This window comes from Actinacidiphila sp. bgisy167 (assembly GCF_965342175.1).
Taxonomy (GTDB): domain Bacteria; phylum Actinomycetota; class Actinomycetes; order Streptomycetales; family Streptomycetaceae; genus Actinacidiphila.
In genome coordinates, this window is the sequence record NZ_CBDRBL010000004.1 from 129,422 (window position 1) to 144,679 (window position 15,258).

The 15,258-nt window shown below is 70.4% G+C and carries 12 protein-coding genes; 5 read left to right on the forward strand and 7 right to left on the reverse strand.

Annotation, left to right across the window (positions count from 1 at the left end):
• Nucleotides 1-80: 80 nt before the first annotated feature.
• From rsmG to ACRWND_RS02890, 4 genes are all read left to right on the forward strand, one after another.
• Nucleotides 81-797, forward strand: coding sequence for a 16S rRNA (guanine(527)-N(7))-methyltransferase RsmG (gene rsmG, locus ACRWND_RS02875; protein WP_431945476.1), 717 nt, complete (start codon nucleotides 81-83; stop codon nucleotides 795-797).
• A gap of 252 nt (nucleotides 798-1,049) precedes the next feature.
• Complete coding sequence (locus tag ACRWND_RS02880) at nucleotides 1,050-2,099, forward strand: ParA family protein (protein ID WP_431945478.1); 1,050 nt, start codon at nucleotides 1,050-1,052, stop codon at nucleotides 2,097-2,099.
• Nucleotides 2,096-3,205 (forward strand): ParB/RepB/Spo0J family partition protein, encoded by a 1,110-nt coding sequence (locus ACRWND_RS02885; protein ID WP_431945480.1) that lies wholly within the window; start codon nucleotides 2,096-2,098, stop codon nucleotides 3,203-3,205. The genes ACRWND_RS02880 and ACRWND_RS02885 overlap by 4 nt, the downstream gene beginning before the upstream one ends.
• Before the next feature lie 305 nt (nucleotides 3,206-3,510).
• Nucleotides 3,511-4,128, forward strand: coding sequence for a GNAT family N-acetyltransferase (locus ACRWND_RS02890; RefSeq protein ID WP_431945482.1), 618 nt, complete (start codon nucleotides 3,511-3,513; stop codon nucleotides 4,126-4,128).
• Between the two features lie 54 nt (nucleotides 4,129-4,182).
• Here the strand turns inward: ACRWND_RS02890 and trxA are convergent, their stop codons facing one another.
• The 7 genes from trxA to ACRWND_RS02925 all read right to left on the reverse strand — a co-directional run bounded on the left by trxA (nucleotide 4,183) and on the right by ACRWND_RS02925 (nucleotide 13,609).
• Nucleotides 4,183-4,512 (reverse strand): thioredoxin, encoded by a 330-nt coding sequence (trxA, locus tag ACRWND_RS02895; RefSeq protein WP_431945484.1) that lies wholly within the window; start codon nucleotides 4,510-4,512, stop codon nucleotides 4,183-4,185.
• A gap of 51 nt (nucleotides 4,513-4,563) precedes the next feature.
• Nucleotides 4,564-5,550, reverse strand: a complete 987-nt coding sequence (gene trxB, locus ACRWND_RS02900; RefSeq protein WP_431945486.1) for a thioredoxin-disulfide reductase — start codon at nucleotides 5,548-5,550, stop codon at nucleotides 4,564-4,566.
• A gap of 108 nt (nucleotides 5,551-5,658) precedes the next feature.
• Nucleotides 5,659-6,540: a hypothetical protein gene (locus ACRWND_RS02905; protein ID WP_431945488.1), complete on the reverse strand. Its 882-nt coding sequence runs from the start codon at nucleotides 6,538-6,540 to the stop codon at nucleotides 5,659-5,661.
• Nucleotides 6,537-7,232, reverse strand: a complete 696-nt coding sequence (gene sigM, locus ACRWND_RS02910) for an RNA polymerase sigma factor SigM (protein WP_431945489.1) — start codon at nucleotides 7,230-7,232, stop codon at nucleotides 6,537-6,539. The genes ACRWND_RS02905 and sigM overlap by 4 nt, the downstream gene beginning before the upstream one ends.
• A 16-nt stretch (nucleotides 7,233-7,248) precedes the next feature.
• Complete coding sequence (locus ACRWND_RS02915) at nucleotides 7,249-8,985, reverse strand: protein kinase family protein (RefSeq protein WP_431945491.1); 1,737 nt, start codon at nucleotides 8,983-8,985, stop codon at nucleotides 7,249-7,251.
• Nucleotides 8,986-9,105: 120 nt separating this feature from the next.
• Complete coding sequence (gene murJ / locus ACRWND_RS02920; RefSeq protein WP_431945493.1) at nucleotides 9,106-11,178, reverse strand: murein biosynthesis integral membrane protein MurJ; 2,073 nt, start codon at nucleotides 11,176-11,178, stop codon at nucleotides 9,106-9,108.
• A 34-nt stretch (nucleotides 11,179-11,212) separates the two neighbouring features.
• A complete protein-coding gene (locus ACRWND_RS02925; RefSeq protein WP_431945495.1) occupies nucleotides 11,213-13,609 on the reverse strand; it encodes a DUF6049 family protein in 2,397 nt (798 codons plus the stop codon).
• A gap of 159 nt (nucleotides 13,610-13,768) precedes the next feature.
• On the opposite strand from ACRWND_RS02925, the gene ACRWND_RS02930 reads away from it, so the two are divergent.
• On the forward strand, nucleotides 13,769-15,184 hold the full coding sequence (locus tag ACRWND_RS02930) for a CCA tRNA nucleotidyltransferase (protein ID WP_431945497.1): 1,416 nt from the start codon (nucleotides 13,769-13,771) through the stop codon (nucleotides 15,182-15,184).
• Nucleotides 15,185-15,258 lie beyond the last annotated feature (74 nt).

The following is a 15,258-nucleotide window of genomic DNA, read 5'->3' on the forward strand; positions in this document are numbered from 1 at the left end:
CTCGGCCCCGTCTGTTCGCAGGCGGGGCCGACCCTTGTCAGCCTGGTGAAGGCCCGTAACAACGGAAGGATGGTTCTCTCGTGACGGAGGCAGCGGCGGAGCTTCCCCCGGCGCCGGAAGCGGCACGTGAGGTGTTCGGAGAGCGCTTCGCGGACGCGGTGCGGTACGCGGAACTGCTGGCCGACGCGGGTGTACGCCGAGGGCTGATCGGTCCGCGGGAGGTGCCCCGGCTGTGGGAGCGCCATCTGCTGAACTGCGCCGTGCTCGCCGAGGTGATCCCCCAGGGCGTCTCGGTGTGCGATGTGGGCTCGGGCGCGGGGCTCCCGGGCATCCCGTTGGCGTTGACCCGGCCGGACCTCGAGATCACCTTGCTGGAACCTCTGCTGCGCAGGACCACGTTCCTCGAGGAGGCCGTGCGGTTGCTGGGGCTGTCCAACGTCTCAGTGGTGCGTGGCCGGGCCGAGGAGATGGTCGGCAAGGTGCCGCCGGTGGACGTGGTGACCGCGCGAGCCGTGGCCCCGCTGGACCGCCTCGCCGGCTGGGGGCTTCCCCTGCTGCGCCCGCACGGTGAGATGGCCGTCCTCAAGGGCGACACCGCCGAGGAGGAGATCAAGGCTGCGCGTGCCGCTCTGAGCCGCCTCGGTGCCGTGGAGACCTCCGTGGTCCAGGTCGGCGAGGGGATTGTGGATCCGCTCTCGACCGTGGTCCGGGTACTCGCGGGGGAGAGCCCCGGCGGCGTGCGTGCGGCCACCCGGAGGGCCAAGGCGGCCCGTGCGAGTCGCCGGCGCCAGCACTGACCATGCCGAGGCCGTGTGCTCCATACCAACGGCCATGCACCCATGACCCGGAGTGTCGGATAGGAAACGGTCGCGGCGCTGCGCATCGTGTTTCACGTGAAACGGCGCTCTCTGCTCCCAGGAATCCTCGGTCGCGCCCGTGCCGCGGCCGAATCGCTCTCTCATCGGGCCGACGAGATGACCCCATCCATGACTCAACCGGTGGATTCATCCACAGAAGAACGGCCCTCACTGGTTCGCGACCCCGAAAGCATGGCAGGCTCTGTCCATTGCGAGCTTGTAGTCGAGGAGAGTGAATCCTTGCGGTCCGACGCCAACATCGCGGGACCGATGGCCGATCCGGTCCCCGGTCCCCGTACCGAGCCGTTCGGGAATGATGTTTCACGTGAAACACCACCCCCGATGGACGACACCCCTATCGGCCGTGCTGCCCAACTGGCCGTGCAGGCACTGGGGCGGGCCGGTGAAGGACTCCCCCGGCCACCTCAGACCCGTGTGATCGTGGTCGCCAACCAGAAGGGCGGGGTGGGCAAGACCACCACCACGGTCAACATGGCCGCCTCCCTGGCGCTGCACGGGGCCCGGGTGCTGGTGGTCGACCTCGACCCTCAGGGCAACGCCTCCACGGCCCTCGGTATCGACCACCACGCCGAGGTCCCCTCCATCTACGACGTGCTGGTGGAGAGCAAGCCGCTCTCCGACGTCGTCCAGCCGGTGCCGGATGTGGAGGGCCTCTTCTGTGCTCCGGCCACCATCGACCTGGCCGGCGCCGAGATCGAGCTGGTCTCGCTGGTGGCCCGGGAGAGCCGGCTGCAGCGGGCCATCGAGTCCTATGAGCAGCCACTGGACTACATCCTCATCGACTGCCCGCCCTCGCTCGGTCTGCTGACCGTCAACGCCCTGGTGGCCGGTGCCGAGGTCCTCATCCCCATCCAGTGCGAGTACTACGCCCTGGAGGGCCTGGGTCAGTTGCTTCGCAACGTGGAGCTGGTGCGGGGTCATCTGAATCCCAAGCTCCATGTCTCCACCATCCTGCTGACCATGTACGACGGCCGGACCCGGCTCGCCTCACAGGTCGCCGAGGAAGTCCGCACCCACTTCGGCAAGGAGGTGCTGCGCACGAGCATCCCGCGCTCGGTCCGCATCTCCGAGGCCCCCAGCTACGGCCAGACCGTACTGACCTACGATCCGGGTTCGAGCGGAGCGCTGTCCTATCTCGAGGCAGCACGTGAGATGGCCCTGCGCGGCCTGGGACGCGCCCAAGAGTTCACCGAGCAGAACACGTCGGAGGGGATCCAGTGAGTGAGCGACGCAGAGGACTCGGCCGTGGTCTCGGCGCGCTGATTCCCGCCGCACCGAACGGTGCGGACGCGGCAGCCGCGACCGCGGTGGCGACGGCGGCGACCGCCGCGCCTGTCCTGGCGCCGGAACGGGGGGTGGCCGCCGCCAAGGTGACGGCCCTCGCGGAGCAGGGACGCGAGGGGACCGCCGCGATCCCGGTTTCACGTGAAACACCGGAAGCCATCGGGGCCCAGGAACCCGCCCTGGTCTCCGGGGCGTACTTCGCGGAGCTGCCGCTGGACGCGATCGTTCCCAACCCCCGCCAGCCGCGTGACGTCTTCGACGAGGACGCCCTGGCCGAACTGATCACCTCCATCAAGGAGGTCGGTCTTCTGCAGCCGGTCGTCGTCCGCCAGGTCGCCTCGGAGCGCTATGAGCTCATCATGGGCGAGCGGCGCTGGCGGGCGAGCCGGGAGGCAGGCCTGACGGCCATCCCCGCGATCGTCCGGGCCACCGAGGACGAGAAGCTCCTGCTGGACGCGCTGCTGGAGAACCTCCACCGTGCCCAGTTGAACCCGCTGGAAGAGGCGGCCGCCTACGACCAGCTCCTCAAGGATTTCGACTGCACCCACGAGCAGCTGGCCGACCGGATCGGCCGCTCCCGCTCCCAGGTCTCCAACACCCTGCGCCTGCTGAAGCTTTCCGCGCCCGTACAGCGGCGTGTGGCGGCCGGTGTGCTCTCCGCCGGGCACGCCCGGTCCCTGCTCGCCCTGGAGGATGTGGAGGACCAGGACCGGCTCGCCAGCCGGATCGTGGCCGAAGGGCTCTCGGTGCGCGCGGTCGAGGAGATCGTGCATGTGATGAACTCCGAGTCCCAGCCGGTGCGGAAGGCGTCCGCACCCCGGGCCGGCAAGCGGACGTCCCCGGCCCTGACCGACCTCGCGCTGCGGCTCTCGGACCGCTTCGAGACCCGGGTGAAGGTGGATCTGGGGCAGAAGCGCGGGAAGATCGTCGTGGAGTTCGCCTCGATAGAGGATCTGGAGCGCATCCTGGGCTCGATGGCGCCGGGTGAGGGGCAGGTCCTCCAGCGCTCCCTCACGGAGGGGACCGACGACGAGGAGGAGTGAGCCCAGGCTCCCTCACCGCCCGGTGAGGGACCGCGTGGTTCGGCGGGTCGCATCCCTTGCGGGGTGTGACCCGCTTTTTTTGCTGGGCCGTTGGAGTTGCTCCGGTGTCGGACTTGTCCGCTCGCGGATACGATGCGTACGGGATGGAGCACTACCTCCGGGGAGGCGCTCATGCGATCGGTGCGGCGCGGTGGAGTGAAGCACGATGGGCAGACGGCCGCCTTCCTCGTAGCGGGGCTCGGACTGGGCGCGGTGGGTGGCTTCGTCGGCAGTTGGGTCCACGACAGAAACGAGGGTCAGACCTCATGGGGCGTCGGCTCGTTCCGCTCACGCTGGACAACCTCCCGGATCTCCCCAACCGCTGCCGCGCGTGCGTCTTCTGGGAGCTCGACCCGGTGAGCGGGGAGGCCGCCGTCCAGGCCGGCAAGCCGGAGTTGGAGAAGGAGGCATGGATCTCCGCGGTCCTGCTGGAATGGGGATCCTGCGGCCGGGTCGTCTATGTGGATGAGGTCCCCGCGGGCTTCGTGCTCTACGCCCCGCCTGCCTATGTGCCCCGCTCGACGGCTTTCCCCACGAGCCCCGTCTCCCCCGACGCCGTCCAGCTGATGACCGCCCGGATCCTCCCCGGCTTCCAGGGCCAGGGACTGGGCCGGGTACTGGTGCAGACAGTGGCCAAGGACCTGGTGCGGCGTGGGTTCCGGGCGATCGAGGCCTTCGGCGACGCGCGGTGGGAGGAGCCCGCCTGCGTCCTTCCTGCCGAACACCTGCTGGCCGTCGGTTTCAAGACCGTGCGGCCGCACCCGCGGTTTCCTCGGCTGAGGCTGGAACTGCGGTCGACGATCTCCTGGAAGGAGGACGTCGAGATGGCGATCGACCGACTGCTCGGCGCCGTCCAGAAGGAACCGGCGCTGAGGCCCCTGTGAACGCATGAAGGGCCCGCCCCGACCGGGGCGGGCCCTTCGTCCGTCGAGCGGTGCTCAGCCGATGAAGTCGGCCAGGTCGCGCACGAGGGCGGCCTTGGGCTTGGCACCGACGATGGTCTTCACGACCTCACCGCCCTTGTAGACGTTGAGCATCGGGATCGACATGACGCCGTACTTGGCGGCGGTGACCGGGTTCTCGTCGATGTTCAGCTTGACGATGGTGATCTGGTCGCCGTGCTCCGCGGCGATCGCCTCGAGAGAGGGGGCGATCTGCCGGCACGGACCGCACCACTCGGCCCAGAAGTCGACGAGAACGGGCTTGTCGCTGGCGAGGACCTCCTCGTCGAAGGTCGTATCGGTCACGATCTTGGTGTTGCCGGCCACGGCTGTCTCCTCGGAATATAGGACGGATACTCGGTTGTGCGGGCCGCGGTCTCAGACGACCGCGGCGGCGCTCTGCTCGGGCTCGCGGGTGTGCTCGCTGTCCATGTCGCTCAGCGCGGCGAGGTAGCGCTCGGCGTCCAGGGCAGCAGAGCAACCGGTGCCCGCGGCGGTGATCGCCTGGCGGTAGGTGTGGTCCACGACGTCACCCGCGGCGAAGACACCGGGGATCTTCGTACGGGTGCTGGGCGACTCGACCTTCAGGTAGCCCTCCTCGTCCAGGTCGAGGACGCCCTTGAACAGCTCGGTCCGGGGGTCGTGGCCGATCGCGATGAACAGTCCGGTGACCGGCAGCTCGGAGGTGTCGCCGGTCTTGGTGTTCCGCAGGATCAGACCCGAGAGCTTTCCGTCGCCGTTGATCTCCGCGACCTCGCTGTCCCAGACGAACGAGATCTTCGGGTCGGCGAAGGCCCGCTCCTGCATGGCCTTGGAGGCGCGCAGGGTGTCGCGGCGGTGGACCACCTTCACGCTCTTGGCGAAGCGCGAGAGGAAGGTCGCCTCCTCCAGAGCGGTGTCACCACCGCCGATGACGGCGATGTCGTGGTCCTTGAAGAAGAAGCCGTCGCAGGTGGCGCACCACGAGACGCCGCGGCCGGAGAGCTGGTCCTCGTTGGGGAGGCCGAGCTTGCGGTGCTGGGAACCCGTGGCGATGATGACGGCCTTCGCCCGGTGGACGGTTCCCGCGGAGTCGGTGACGGTCTTGATGTCACCCTCGAGGCTGACCTCGACGATGTCGTCCGGGATGAGCTCGGCACCGAAGCGCTCGGCCTGGGCCCGCATGTTCTCCATGAGATCGGGGCCCATGATGCCGTCCCGGAAACCGGGGAAGTTCTCCACCTCGGTCGTGTTCATGAGGGCACCGCCGGCCGTGACCGCACCTTCGAAGACCAGGGGCTTGAGGGAGGCGCGGGCGGTGTAGAGCGCGGCTGTGTATCCCGCCGGCCCGGAACCGATGATGATCACGTTTCGGACGTCGCTCACGGGTGTCTTCCTCGTCTCTGTGTGCCGACTCGCCGGGTGCCTCGGCGGCGGGACCATTGTCATCCCGCCTAACGGATCCTACGGGCCGGGCATTCCCGCCGACGCGGCCTAGCGAGGGTATGTCTCCTCGCGCAGCAGGGTGCCCGTGGCGTAGGGCCGGACACCGGTGCACGAGGCGTCCACGACGTAGGCGTCGACCAGCGCGGAGTCGCCCGTGTGCGGCAACACGACCAGATAGGAGTCCAGGCCCTCGTACCTGCCCCGGTGTACAGCGATCGGGGGCTCCCGGCGATCGACGGCCCTCAGGACACAGGAGGGCACGGCGCTGTCCATGTCGGCCATCGGGGACTGGGCCGAGGGCTTGCTCTCCGATCGCCGGGCCATGGCGGCTGTCAGCAGTTCGTGTACCTGCATGCCGAGCGTGTCGGTGTCAGTCCTGGGAACCTTCTCCGAGGCCGCCGACGACTGGGTGGTGTCGGCGCTGTCGCCGGTGGTCCAGCCGGACTGGGCGAGGAAGCTTCCCAGGCCGATCACGGCGGCGAGGGAGGCGGTGACAAGAAGCCCCTTTCCCCAGCGCCGGCGGGAGAGGACGGTGGGGCGGCCGGGCCCGCTGGAGGCCGCCCCACGGCCGGAGGGCCGTGCGGTCGCCGTCGGCGCTGTTTCACGTGAAACAGGAAGGCGTGAAACAGGAAGCGGTTCGGTGGTCCGTGTTTCACGTGAAACATCGGCACCGCTGGAGGCGAGCAGCGCCTCGGCGGCGAGCGCGGCGTCGATCCGGCCGGCGATGTCGGCAGGCATCCGGGAAGGGCCCGGGAGTGTGCCCAGCAGCCCGCGGATCTCGTCCAGCGAGGCGTGGACGTCCGCGCAGAGCGAGCAGGCCGCGATGTGACCGCGGACGCCGGCCGAGCGCTCGGGCGGAAGGATGCCCTCGGCGAGTGCAGAGAGCTCGGCGACCTCAGGGTGCCCGTCCGTACCCGTGGTCGGCGTCATGGGTGTCCACCTCCGCCCGGTGTGAAGTCGTGGCCCGGCCGGGCCTCCGTCTCTGGGACGGAGGCGTTCTCCGTCCGGTTCCTTCCCCCTGCGCGATCACCACTACCCCCCGGCGCGTCGCGCAGATGGGAGAGGAGTGGCAGCAGTCGCGCTCTGCCCCGGGCGCATCTGCTCTTGACCGTCCCCGTCGGCACATCGAGAACCGCGGCGGCCTCGGCGATGGGATAGCCCTGCATGTCGACCAGGACCAGAGCGGCCCGCTGCTCCACGGGAAGCATCGCGAGCGCCCGTAGCAGTTCCCGGTGGAGCTCGCTCCGCTCAGCGGGGGCCGCCGCGGACTCATGGGGTTCGAGCAGGTCCTCGAACTGCCTCTCGTCCAGCACCGCGGCGGTACGGCGTGACGCCGCCTTGCGCGCCCGGTCCAGGCACGCGTTCACGGTGATGCGGTGCAGCCAGGTGGTGACGGCCGACTGTCCGCGGAAGGTGTGGGCGGAGCGGAAGGCCGAGACCAGGGCGTCCTGTACGGCGTCCGCGGCCTCCTCGCGGTCCCCCAGGGTCCGCAGGGCGACCGCCCAGAGCCGGTCGCGGTGCCGGCGGACGAGTTCCCCGAAGGCGTGCGGGTCCCCGGCGACATGACGGGCGAGGAGGTCGCCGTCGCTGACCTCCCCGCCCGCACCTGGCGTGGCCACCATCCCCCTCCCCGTGGGGCTACTGCCCCTCGAACCTCACATTGGTGATGGCTTGCTTGTAGCCGGCCCTCGAGTACCCGTCGGCCTGTGAATAGGGAAGGGCGGTCAGCCAGACCACGACATACCGCGTCTCCACGGGAGTCTTCAGCGAGAGCTTCGCCGCCTTGCCGTCGGTCGTGAGGGTGGCCAGCTTCTTCAGACGGCTCGGCTCGGCCGTGGTGTTCAGCGCATCGGCGGCGTAGAGCGTGACCGTCGTGTGGTTGCCGCCGTAGTAAAGGTCTATCGACGCCTGCGCGAGCTTCTTCGCCGCTCCGAGGTCGTAGGCGATGCCGACGCCCTTCTTCACGGAGGGGGCGAAATCGGGGCCGTCGGTGAAGCTGTTCGTGCGCCAGTACGTGGACGTCTTGTCGTCGTAGGTGGCGCCGACGTCCTCGGGGTGCTGGGCCCCGCCGTACGGCGCGTACTCGACCGCGCCCTGGACGGGCAGCGGCGTGAGGGTCATCTGGTTCGCGCCCCCGTTGTCGCTGCCGCCGTCGCCGCCCGTGGTGTGGGTGGTCGAGGTGCCTTGCGACTTCGCCTGGTTCTCGTGGTCCATCAGCGTTTCCGCGAGCTGCCAGCTGCCGAGGCCGAGAGCGACGAGGAGCAGGGCCGAGACGGACCACTTGAGGGCCTTGCCGGTGCGGCCGGGCAGAGCCGGCGGCGGAGTGGCGGGGAGGGCCGACGCGGCGCCGGCCGACGCGGGCCCCGGCTGGTTCTGACGGTAGGAGCCCTGCTGGTAGGTGGTGTGGGAGTAGGGCGTGATCGACGGCTCGGGCGGCCGGATCTTGGGCAGGGCGGTGACGGCCCTCGCCAGCTCCTCGGGGGTGGCGCAGGGCTCCGGCTCGCGGGAGGCTGTTGCTCCGTCGTTGACCAGGGCGCGCATGGCGAGCTCCGCCAGCCCGCGGTGGACGCCCGCGCGCACCTGGTCCGGCGAGACGAGGCCGACGTCCTTGGGGAGACCGGTGAGGCCGTGCTCGTCTCTCGGGTACGGCCAGCGCTGGGTGAGCGAGGCGTACAGCAGGGCCCCGATGGCCTCGGTGTCCTCGCGCTGCGGGCGCTCGGAGGAGATGCCGCGCAGCGCGGCGGCGACCGCCAGACCGCGGATGCGGTACTGACCCGCCTCGGTGCGCAGGACGGCGTCCGGTCCGAGGCTCAGATGGGCCAGGCCCTCGCGGTGCGCCGCGGCCATGGCCTGGGAGATCTGGGTGACCATCTGGTATGCCTCGTGCGGCTCCAGCGGGTCGGCGGTGATCAGGGTGGTGAGTTCCGTCGCGTCCGGGAGCCACTCGTGGATCACATAGACGAGGTCGTCCTCCTCGACCGCGTCGAGGACCTGCACGAAGCGGGGATCGCCGAGGAGGGCCGCCGAGCGGGCCGCCGCCAGCACGGAACGGGCCCGGCCGTTGGCGGCGGGCAGGATGTGGATGCCCACCGCCCGGCGCAGCTTCTCGTCGACGGCCCTCCAGCTGCTGAAGCCGTCGGCACGGGTGAGGCACTCCTCGAGGCGGTAGCGCCCGGCGAGCTTGTGGCCGCTGTGGAGCTCGGGCGGCTCGGACTTGGTCGGTGCTGTCTCCTCGGGGATGGTCTGCTGTGGCGTGTCCTGCTCTTCGCTCGGGTCCGTCGCCTCGTCGGCCGTGGCACTGTCCGCATCGGCGGCGAGCTGCTTGTCGCCACCCTCGTTGGCCACTCCGACGGCAGCCGTGCTCCGTTCCGCCACCGTCGTTCCTGCCTCCCCATCCGTTGCAAGATCTGACAACACAGCCGAGCACAATTGTGCCAACAGTCCACCGCTATGCACGACCAACGAGGGCCCACGAAGGTTGCGCGGTGGGCGCTGTCAGCGGCCCAGCCGGCCCCTCACCATGCCGACCATGGCCGTCAGCTCCTCGACGCGCATGCGCTTGGCGGCGATGAAGAAGATCCCGCCCAGCACAGTGGCGCCGAGCACCAGCGACAGCAACGATGCGGCAGCGCCGTGACCCAGCGAGTGCGAGACACCGTAGACGACGGCGCCGGCGCCCGCCGCGGCGGGGATGCACGCCCCGAAGAGCCTGGCGTAGGTGCGGACCACGCGCTTGCCGTCGAGGTCGCCGCCGAGGCGCGTGCGCAGTCGTTTGACGGCTACCCCGACGCCGATGGCGTAGGCCAGGCCGTACCCGGCCGCCATGCCGACCACGGCCCAGCGGGCGGGCAGCACGAAGTAGCAGACGGCGGCGGCGACGGCGTTGCAGGCGGCGACGATCACCGTGTTGTAGAAGGGGGTGCGGGTGTCCTCGTAGGCGTAGAAGCCGCGCAGGACGATGTACTGCACCGAGAACGGGATCAGTCCGAGGCCGAAGGCCATCAGGATGTAGCCGATGTTCAGCGCGCCCGAACCGGAGCTGCTGTAGAGCAGGGTGGCCATGGGGAGGCCGAGGGCGAGGAAGGCGAACGCGGCGGGCACGATGGCCACACCCGAGGTCCGCAGGCCGTAGGAGAGGTCGTCACGGACGGCGGCGGCGTCCCCGTCGGCCGCGGCGCGGGAGATCCGCGGCAGCACGGCGGTCATCACGGAGACGGTGATGATGGCCTGCGGCATCTGCCACAGGAGCAGGGCGTAGTTGAAGCCGGTGATGCCGGCGCCCTCGTGGTGGGCCTTCTCGGCCGCCGCACCCGCCGCCGTGGCGAACTGGGTGAGGACGATCATGCCGACCTGGTTGGCGAGGACGAAGAAGAACGTCCACTTGGCCAGCTTCGCCGCGTGGCCGAGCCCGTGGCCGCGCCAGTCGAAGCGCGGGCGGATCCGGAAGCCCGCGTCGCGCAGGTAAGGGAGCATGGCCAGGGCCTGCACCGTCAGGCCCAGCAGGGTGCCCAGGCCCAGCAGCCGGACGCCGTCGGGCGTGATGGTCCCGGAGGAGACATGGGTGTCGGTGAAGGAGCCGAAGGCCCAGATGAAGGCGCCGAAGGTGGCGATGATGACGATGTTGTTGAGCACCGGGGTCCACATCATCGCGCCGAAGCGGCCGCGGGCGTTGAGGATCTGCCCGAGCACGACGTGCACACCCATGAAGAACATGGTGGGGATGCAGTAGCGGGCGAAGGCGACCGCGACCTCGAATCTGACCGGGTCGGAGGCCATGCTCGGTGACATCACCCGGATGAAGACCGGTGCGGCGACCACACAGACGGCGGTGACGGCCGCCAGGCCGACGACGACCAGGGTGAGCAGGCGGTTGGCGTACGCCTCGCCCCCGTCCTCGTCGTTCTTCATGGCACGGACGAGCTGCGGGATGAAGACCGCGTTGAGGGCGCCGCCGCCGACCAGGATGTAGATCATCGTGGGCAGGGTGTTGGCGACCTGGTAGCCGTCGTTCAGCGTGCCGACGCCGATCGCGGCGGCCATGACCAGAGTGCGCAGGAAGCCGGTGACCCGGGACACGAGGGTGCCGGCCGCCATGAGGGCGCTGGACTTGAGGATGCCGCCGGCCCGCCCGCCGGACTTCCCGGCCACGGGCACCGCCGGGGGCTCGGGCTCCGCGGTGACCGTCTGCGCCGGTTCGTCGCGGAAGAGGTGGGCGTACTCGTCCGGCCGCGCCGGCGTCCCGTCATCGTTCGGCGCGTGGGAGACCAGCTCGTCGACGCCGACGTACCGGGTGCCGGCGTCGTCGGCGTACGGCATGCGGTACGGCTCCTGGTGGGCGTACGGCGGACCGTAGGCATGCGGCTGGGCCGGCGGCTGCGGCGGGTGCGCGGTGCGGTCGTAGAGCGCCTCGCCCACCGGGTCCTGCATGGTCGGATCCTGCCGCTGGTACGGATCGCGGGCGTAGGTGTCCTGCAGGTACGGGTCGGGCGCGGCAGCCTGCTGCCCGGGCTGGCCGGGGAACCGCTCCCCGGCGTCCCGTTCGCGCTCGCCGTCGTACGGTGCGTTCATCTCTGCCCCACCTCATCGGCCACTGGCTCGCTGGCTATCGGTCCACCTTCTCACCCGTCCCGGACGGGTCCGTACTTTCGGGGGAGGTGTCCGGCGCCAGGTCACCCGCCTGCTCGTCCCGGACCTCGTCCTGGTCACCCATGGTGCCCTCGGCGGCGTCGTCCCCGTCCGCGCCGTCGTCCCCGTCGCCGGAGGGTTCCGCACCGTCCTCGGACGGCTCGGCGTCGCCGTCCTCCTCCACGGCGGCCGCGCGGCGCTTGCGCTGGTGGTACATGCGGACGCCCGCCAGCACGAGCAGGAGGAGCCCGGCGGCGATCACCAGCATGACGGTGGACGTGATGGAGGTGACATCCACCTGGAAGGTGATGGGCATGCCGTAGGCGGCGCCGTCCGGCGTGTAGAGCTGGGCCGTGATCGTGTTCAGGCCGTTGCGGGCCGCGGTGCCCTCGAACTTCAGGGAGCGGGTGTGGCCGCCCTCCACGGTCACGGGCTGCGGGAGTCCCGGGTTGAGGCTGTTGCCCTGGCTGGAGATGAGGCGCAGCTCGAGGCCCTGCACGGTCTGGCCGAGCTCGTTCTTCACGGTGACCGGGATGGTGCCGCTGCGGCCGGAGAGGGTGAGCGTCCCGGTCTTGGGGAGCAGGTAGACCAGGCTCATCAGGTCGGAGAGGTAGTCGGAGATGGCCATACGGAAGACGGCCGAGCCCCGCGGGGAGCCGCGCCACTGCGTGGACATCGAGCGCATCAGCGCGTTGCCGAAGGGGATGCGCACGCGGTCCGGCTGGCTCAGCAGGGCCATGAAGTCGTCGAGCCGCTCCTGGGTCGACTGGAGCTGGCGGAAGTCCGCGGTGCTCAGCTCCTGCTTGCGCAGGTGCTTGGGGTAGGAGGCGGCGCGGGGCACGGTGCGGTTGGCCTTGGGATCGGGAGTGGCCTTCGCCGCCGCGGCGAAGTCCGCGGTCTCGGCCCAGCCGCTGCCGGTGACCTCCGTGATCGCCTGGGCCATGGCCTGGGCCTGTGACGTCTTGGGCAGGCGCTGCGGGGCGACGACGATGCTGCGCTGCCGGTCGGGCCTCTCCATCGTGATCATCAGGGTCTGCGCCAGATACTTCTGGACCGCGAGGGCCGCGGACCCGGCGCGTGTCATGTCGCCCTGGAAGGCCTTGGAGAGCCCGGCATCGGCGACGACCGCCGTGGTGCCCCCGCCGATGGGCCGCGCGGCGGTGGGGGTGTAGAGGAGGCCGCGGGACTCGCCGAGGCTGTCGCTGCGGGCGATGACCTTGTCGGCTCCCGCCGAGGTCGCCACGTCCACGATGGAGCGGTCGACGGCGCCCTCCACGGGCCAGGAGGCATCCGTGTCGGGGGTCACGCCGAGGATGGGTTCGACCGTGGCGGTGGCGAGTTCCGTGGCGGTCTTGAGGTGGTTCAGGGTGCCGGGGACGTTCTTCCCGTGGTGCGCGATGGAGGCGATGTCCGGGTCGGCGAAGGGCAGCGCGACGACCTCCTTGCCGACCACGGCCTCCTTGAGGCTGTTCAGCCAGCGCTTGGCGTTCTCGGTGCCGGTGCCGGCCGTGGTGTGTTCGAGATCACGGCCGGGTCCCGCGACCTGGTAGCGGCGCGTCATCGCGTCGACGGTGGCGAGCAGGTCCGGGTCGATGACCCAGGTGACGGGCAGATCGCGGCCGAGGGCCACCATCTGCTGCAGTCGGCCACCGGGCGCCAGGTCCGCGGCGAGGTCGTCGTCGAGGAAGATGGGGCTCTGCTGGTCGTCGCTCTCGCTGTGCACGGTGAGGTGCGGGCGGTCGATCAGCGGCCACAGGAAGGTGAAGCGGGTCGGCTTGGCGTCCTTGTCCGGATACCAGGGCAGGAAGGTCCGCTTGATGCCGAGGTACTCGTCGTAGCCGCGGTTCATGGTCTGGCCGGTCAGGGAGACGCCGAGCTGGTAGACGCCGTCCCGGCCCAGGTGGAGGTCCTTGACCGGCACCTTCAGGGTGAAACTTCGGCTGATGCCGGCCGGCAGGTCGTCGACCGGCACCGTGTGCCCGGAGATCTCGGCGCCGTCGGCCAGGGTGTGGGGCGCGGCGGCCGACACGCCGCTCACGGCGCTGCGGTGGTCCAGCGGGCCCTCGGGGGCGATCTCGACGCCGACGTGGGCCCCGCTGACGGTGTGCTTGCTGGTGTTGGTGACGGTACCGGTCACCGTGAGGGTGTCGCCCTTGTCCGGGGCGGCGGGGGACAGCGAGTGCACCGACACGTCCACGGTCCGGCCGTCGGAGGTGGCCGCGTAGGCCGCGGGAGCCGTTCGGGCCTGGGCCAGTCCGGCGAACAAGGCGGCGCCCATGAGCAGCGCCGTGGCTCGGCGCAGCCTCGAACGGGCCGGAGTTCCTCCGGGGTGCTGTGCCGCCTCGCCCACGCGCTGGCCGTCCCTCGTCGTCATCGGATCTGCGTCCTGGAATGGTAACGATGCTCGATGACCCAAAGTGCGGCGAGTGGGCCACAAGATCGATACAGTCCGGGGTGCGGAGGCGTCGACGTGATCGTGAGGGCCGGTAAACCGGTCCGCCGCGGGGCGCATGGGCACGTACCCTTTTCTGTTGTGCCGAATGCCAACAACGCCCACCAGACCCTGAAGACCGCGCCCGTGATCGCGCCGGTGGCCGAGGAGCTCGGTCGCCGCTTCAAGGACGCCGGATTCCGGCTTGCCCTCGTCGGCGGCTCGGTCCGCGACACCCTGCTCGGCAGGCTCGGCAACGACCTCGACTTCACCACCGACGCCCGTCCCGACCAGGTCCTGAAGATCATTCGCGGGTGGGCGGATGCCGTCTGGGAGGTGGGCATCGCCTTCGGGACGGTCGGATGCCGCAGGGACGGCTACCAGATCGAGGTGACCACCTACCGCTCCGAGGCCTACGACCGGACCTCGCGCAAGCCGGAGGTCTCCTACGGGGAGACGATCGAGGAGGACCTGGTCCGCCGGGACTTCACCGTCAACGCGATGGCCGTCGCGCTGCCGGAGGTGGAGTTCGTCGACCCCTACAGCGGGCTCGGTGACCTCGCCCAGCGGATCCTGCGCACCCCCGGCACCCCCGAGGAGTCCTTTTCCGACGATCCGCTGCGCATGATGCGTGCCGCGCGCTTCGCCGCCCAGCTGGACTTCGAGGTGGCTCCCGAGGTCGTGACGGCGATGACGGAGATGGCCGACCGCATCGAGATCGTCTCCGCGGAGCGTGTCCGGGACGAGCTCAACAAGCTGATCCTCTCCGACCACCCCCGCAAGGGCCTGCAGTTGCTCGTGGAGACCGGCCTGGCCGCACGGGTGCTGCCGGAACTGCCGGCGCTGCGCCTGGAGCGTGACGAGCACCACCGCCACAAGGACGTCTACGACCACACGCTGACCGTCCTGGACCAGGCGATGGCGTTGGAGACCGAGGGGCCGGACCTGGTGCTGCGGCTCGCGGCCCTGCTGCACGACATCGGCAAGCCGCGCACCAGGCGCTTCGAGTCGGACGGGCGCGTCTCCTTCCACCACCACGAGGTGGTCGGCGCCAAGATGGCCAAGGGGCGACTGACCAAGCTGAAGTACCCCAACGACATCGTCAAGGACGTCGCGCGGCTGGTCGAGCTGCACCTGCGCTTCCACGGCTACGGTTCCGGGGAGTGGACCGACTCCGCCGTCCGCCGCTATGTGCGCGATGCCGGACCGCTGCTCGACCGGCTGCACAAGCTGACCCGCTCCGACTGCACGACCCGCAACAAGCGCAAGGCGGCCGCCCTGGCGCGCACCTACGACGGACTCGAGGAGCGGATCGCGCAGCTGAAGGAGCAGGAGGAGCTGGACGCGATCCGTCCGGACCTGGACGGCAACCGGATCATGGAGATCCTGGGCATCCCTCCGGGGCCCGAGGTCGGCAAGGCGTACAACCACCTGCTGGAGCTGCGTCTGGAGAACGGCCCGCTGGGTGAGGAGGCCGCCGTGGCCGCACTCAAGGAGTGGTGGGCCGCGCAGGGCTGAGCGCCACCCGCCCGGCTCCCGGGATCGGGGGGGGGGGGGGGGGGGGGGGGGGGGAGGGGGGGGGGGGGGGGGGG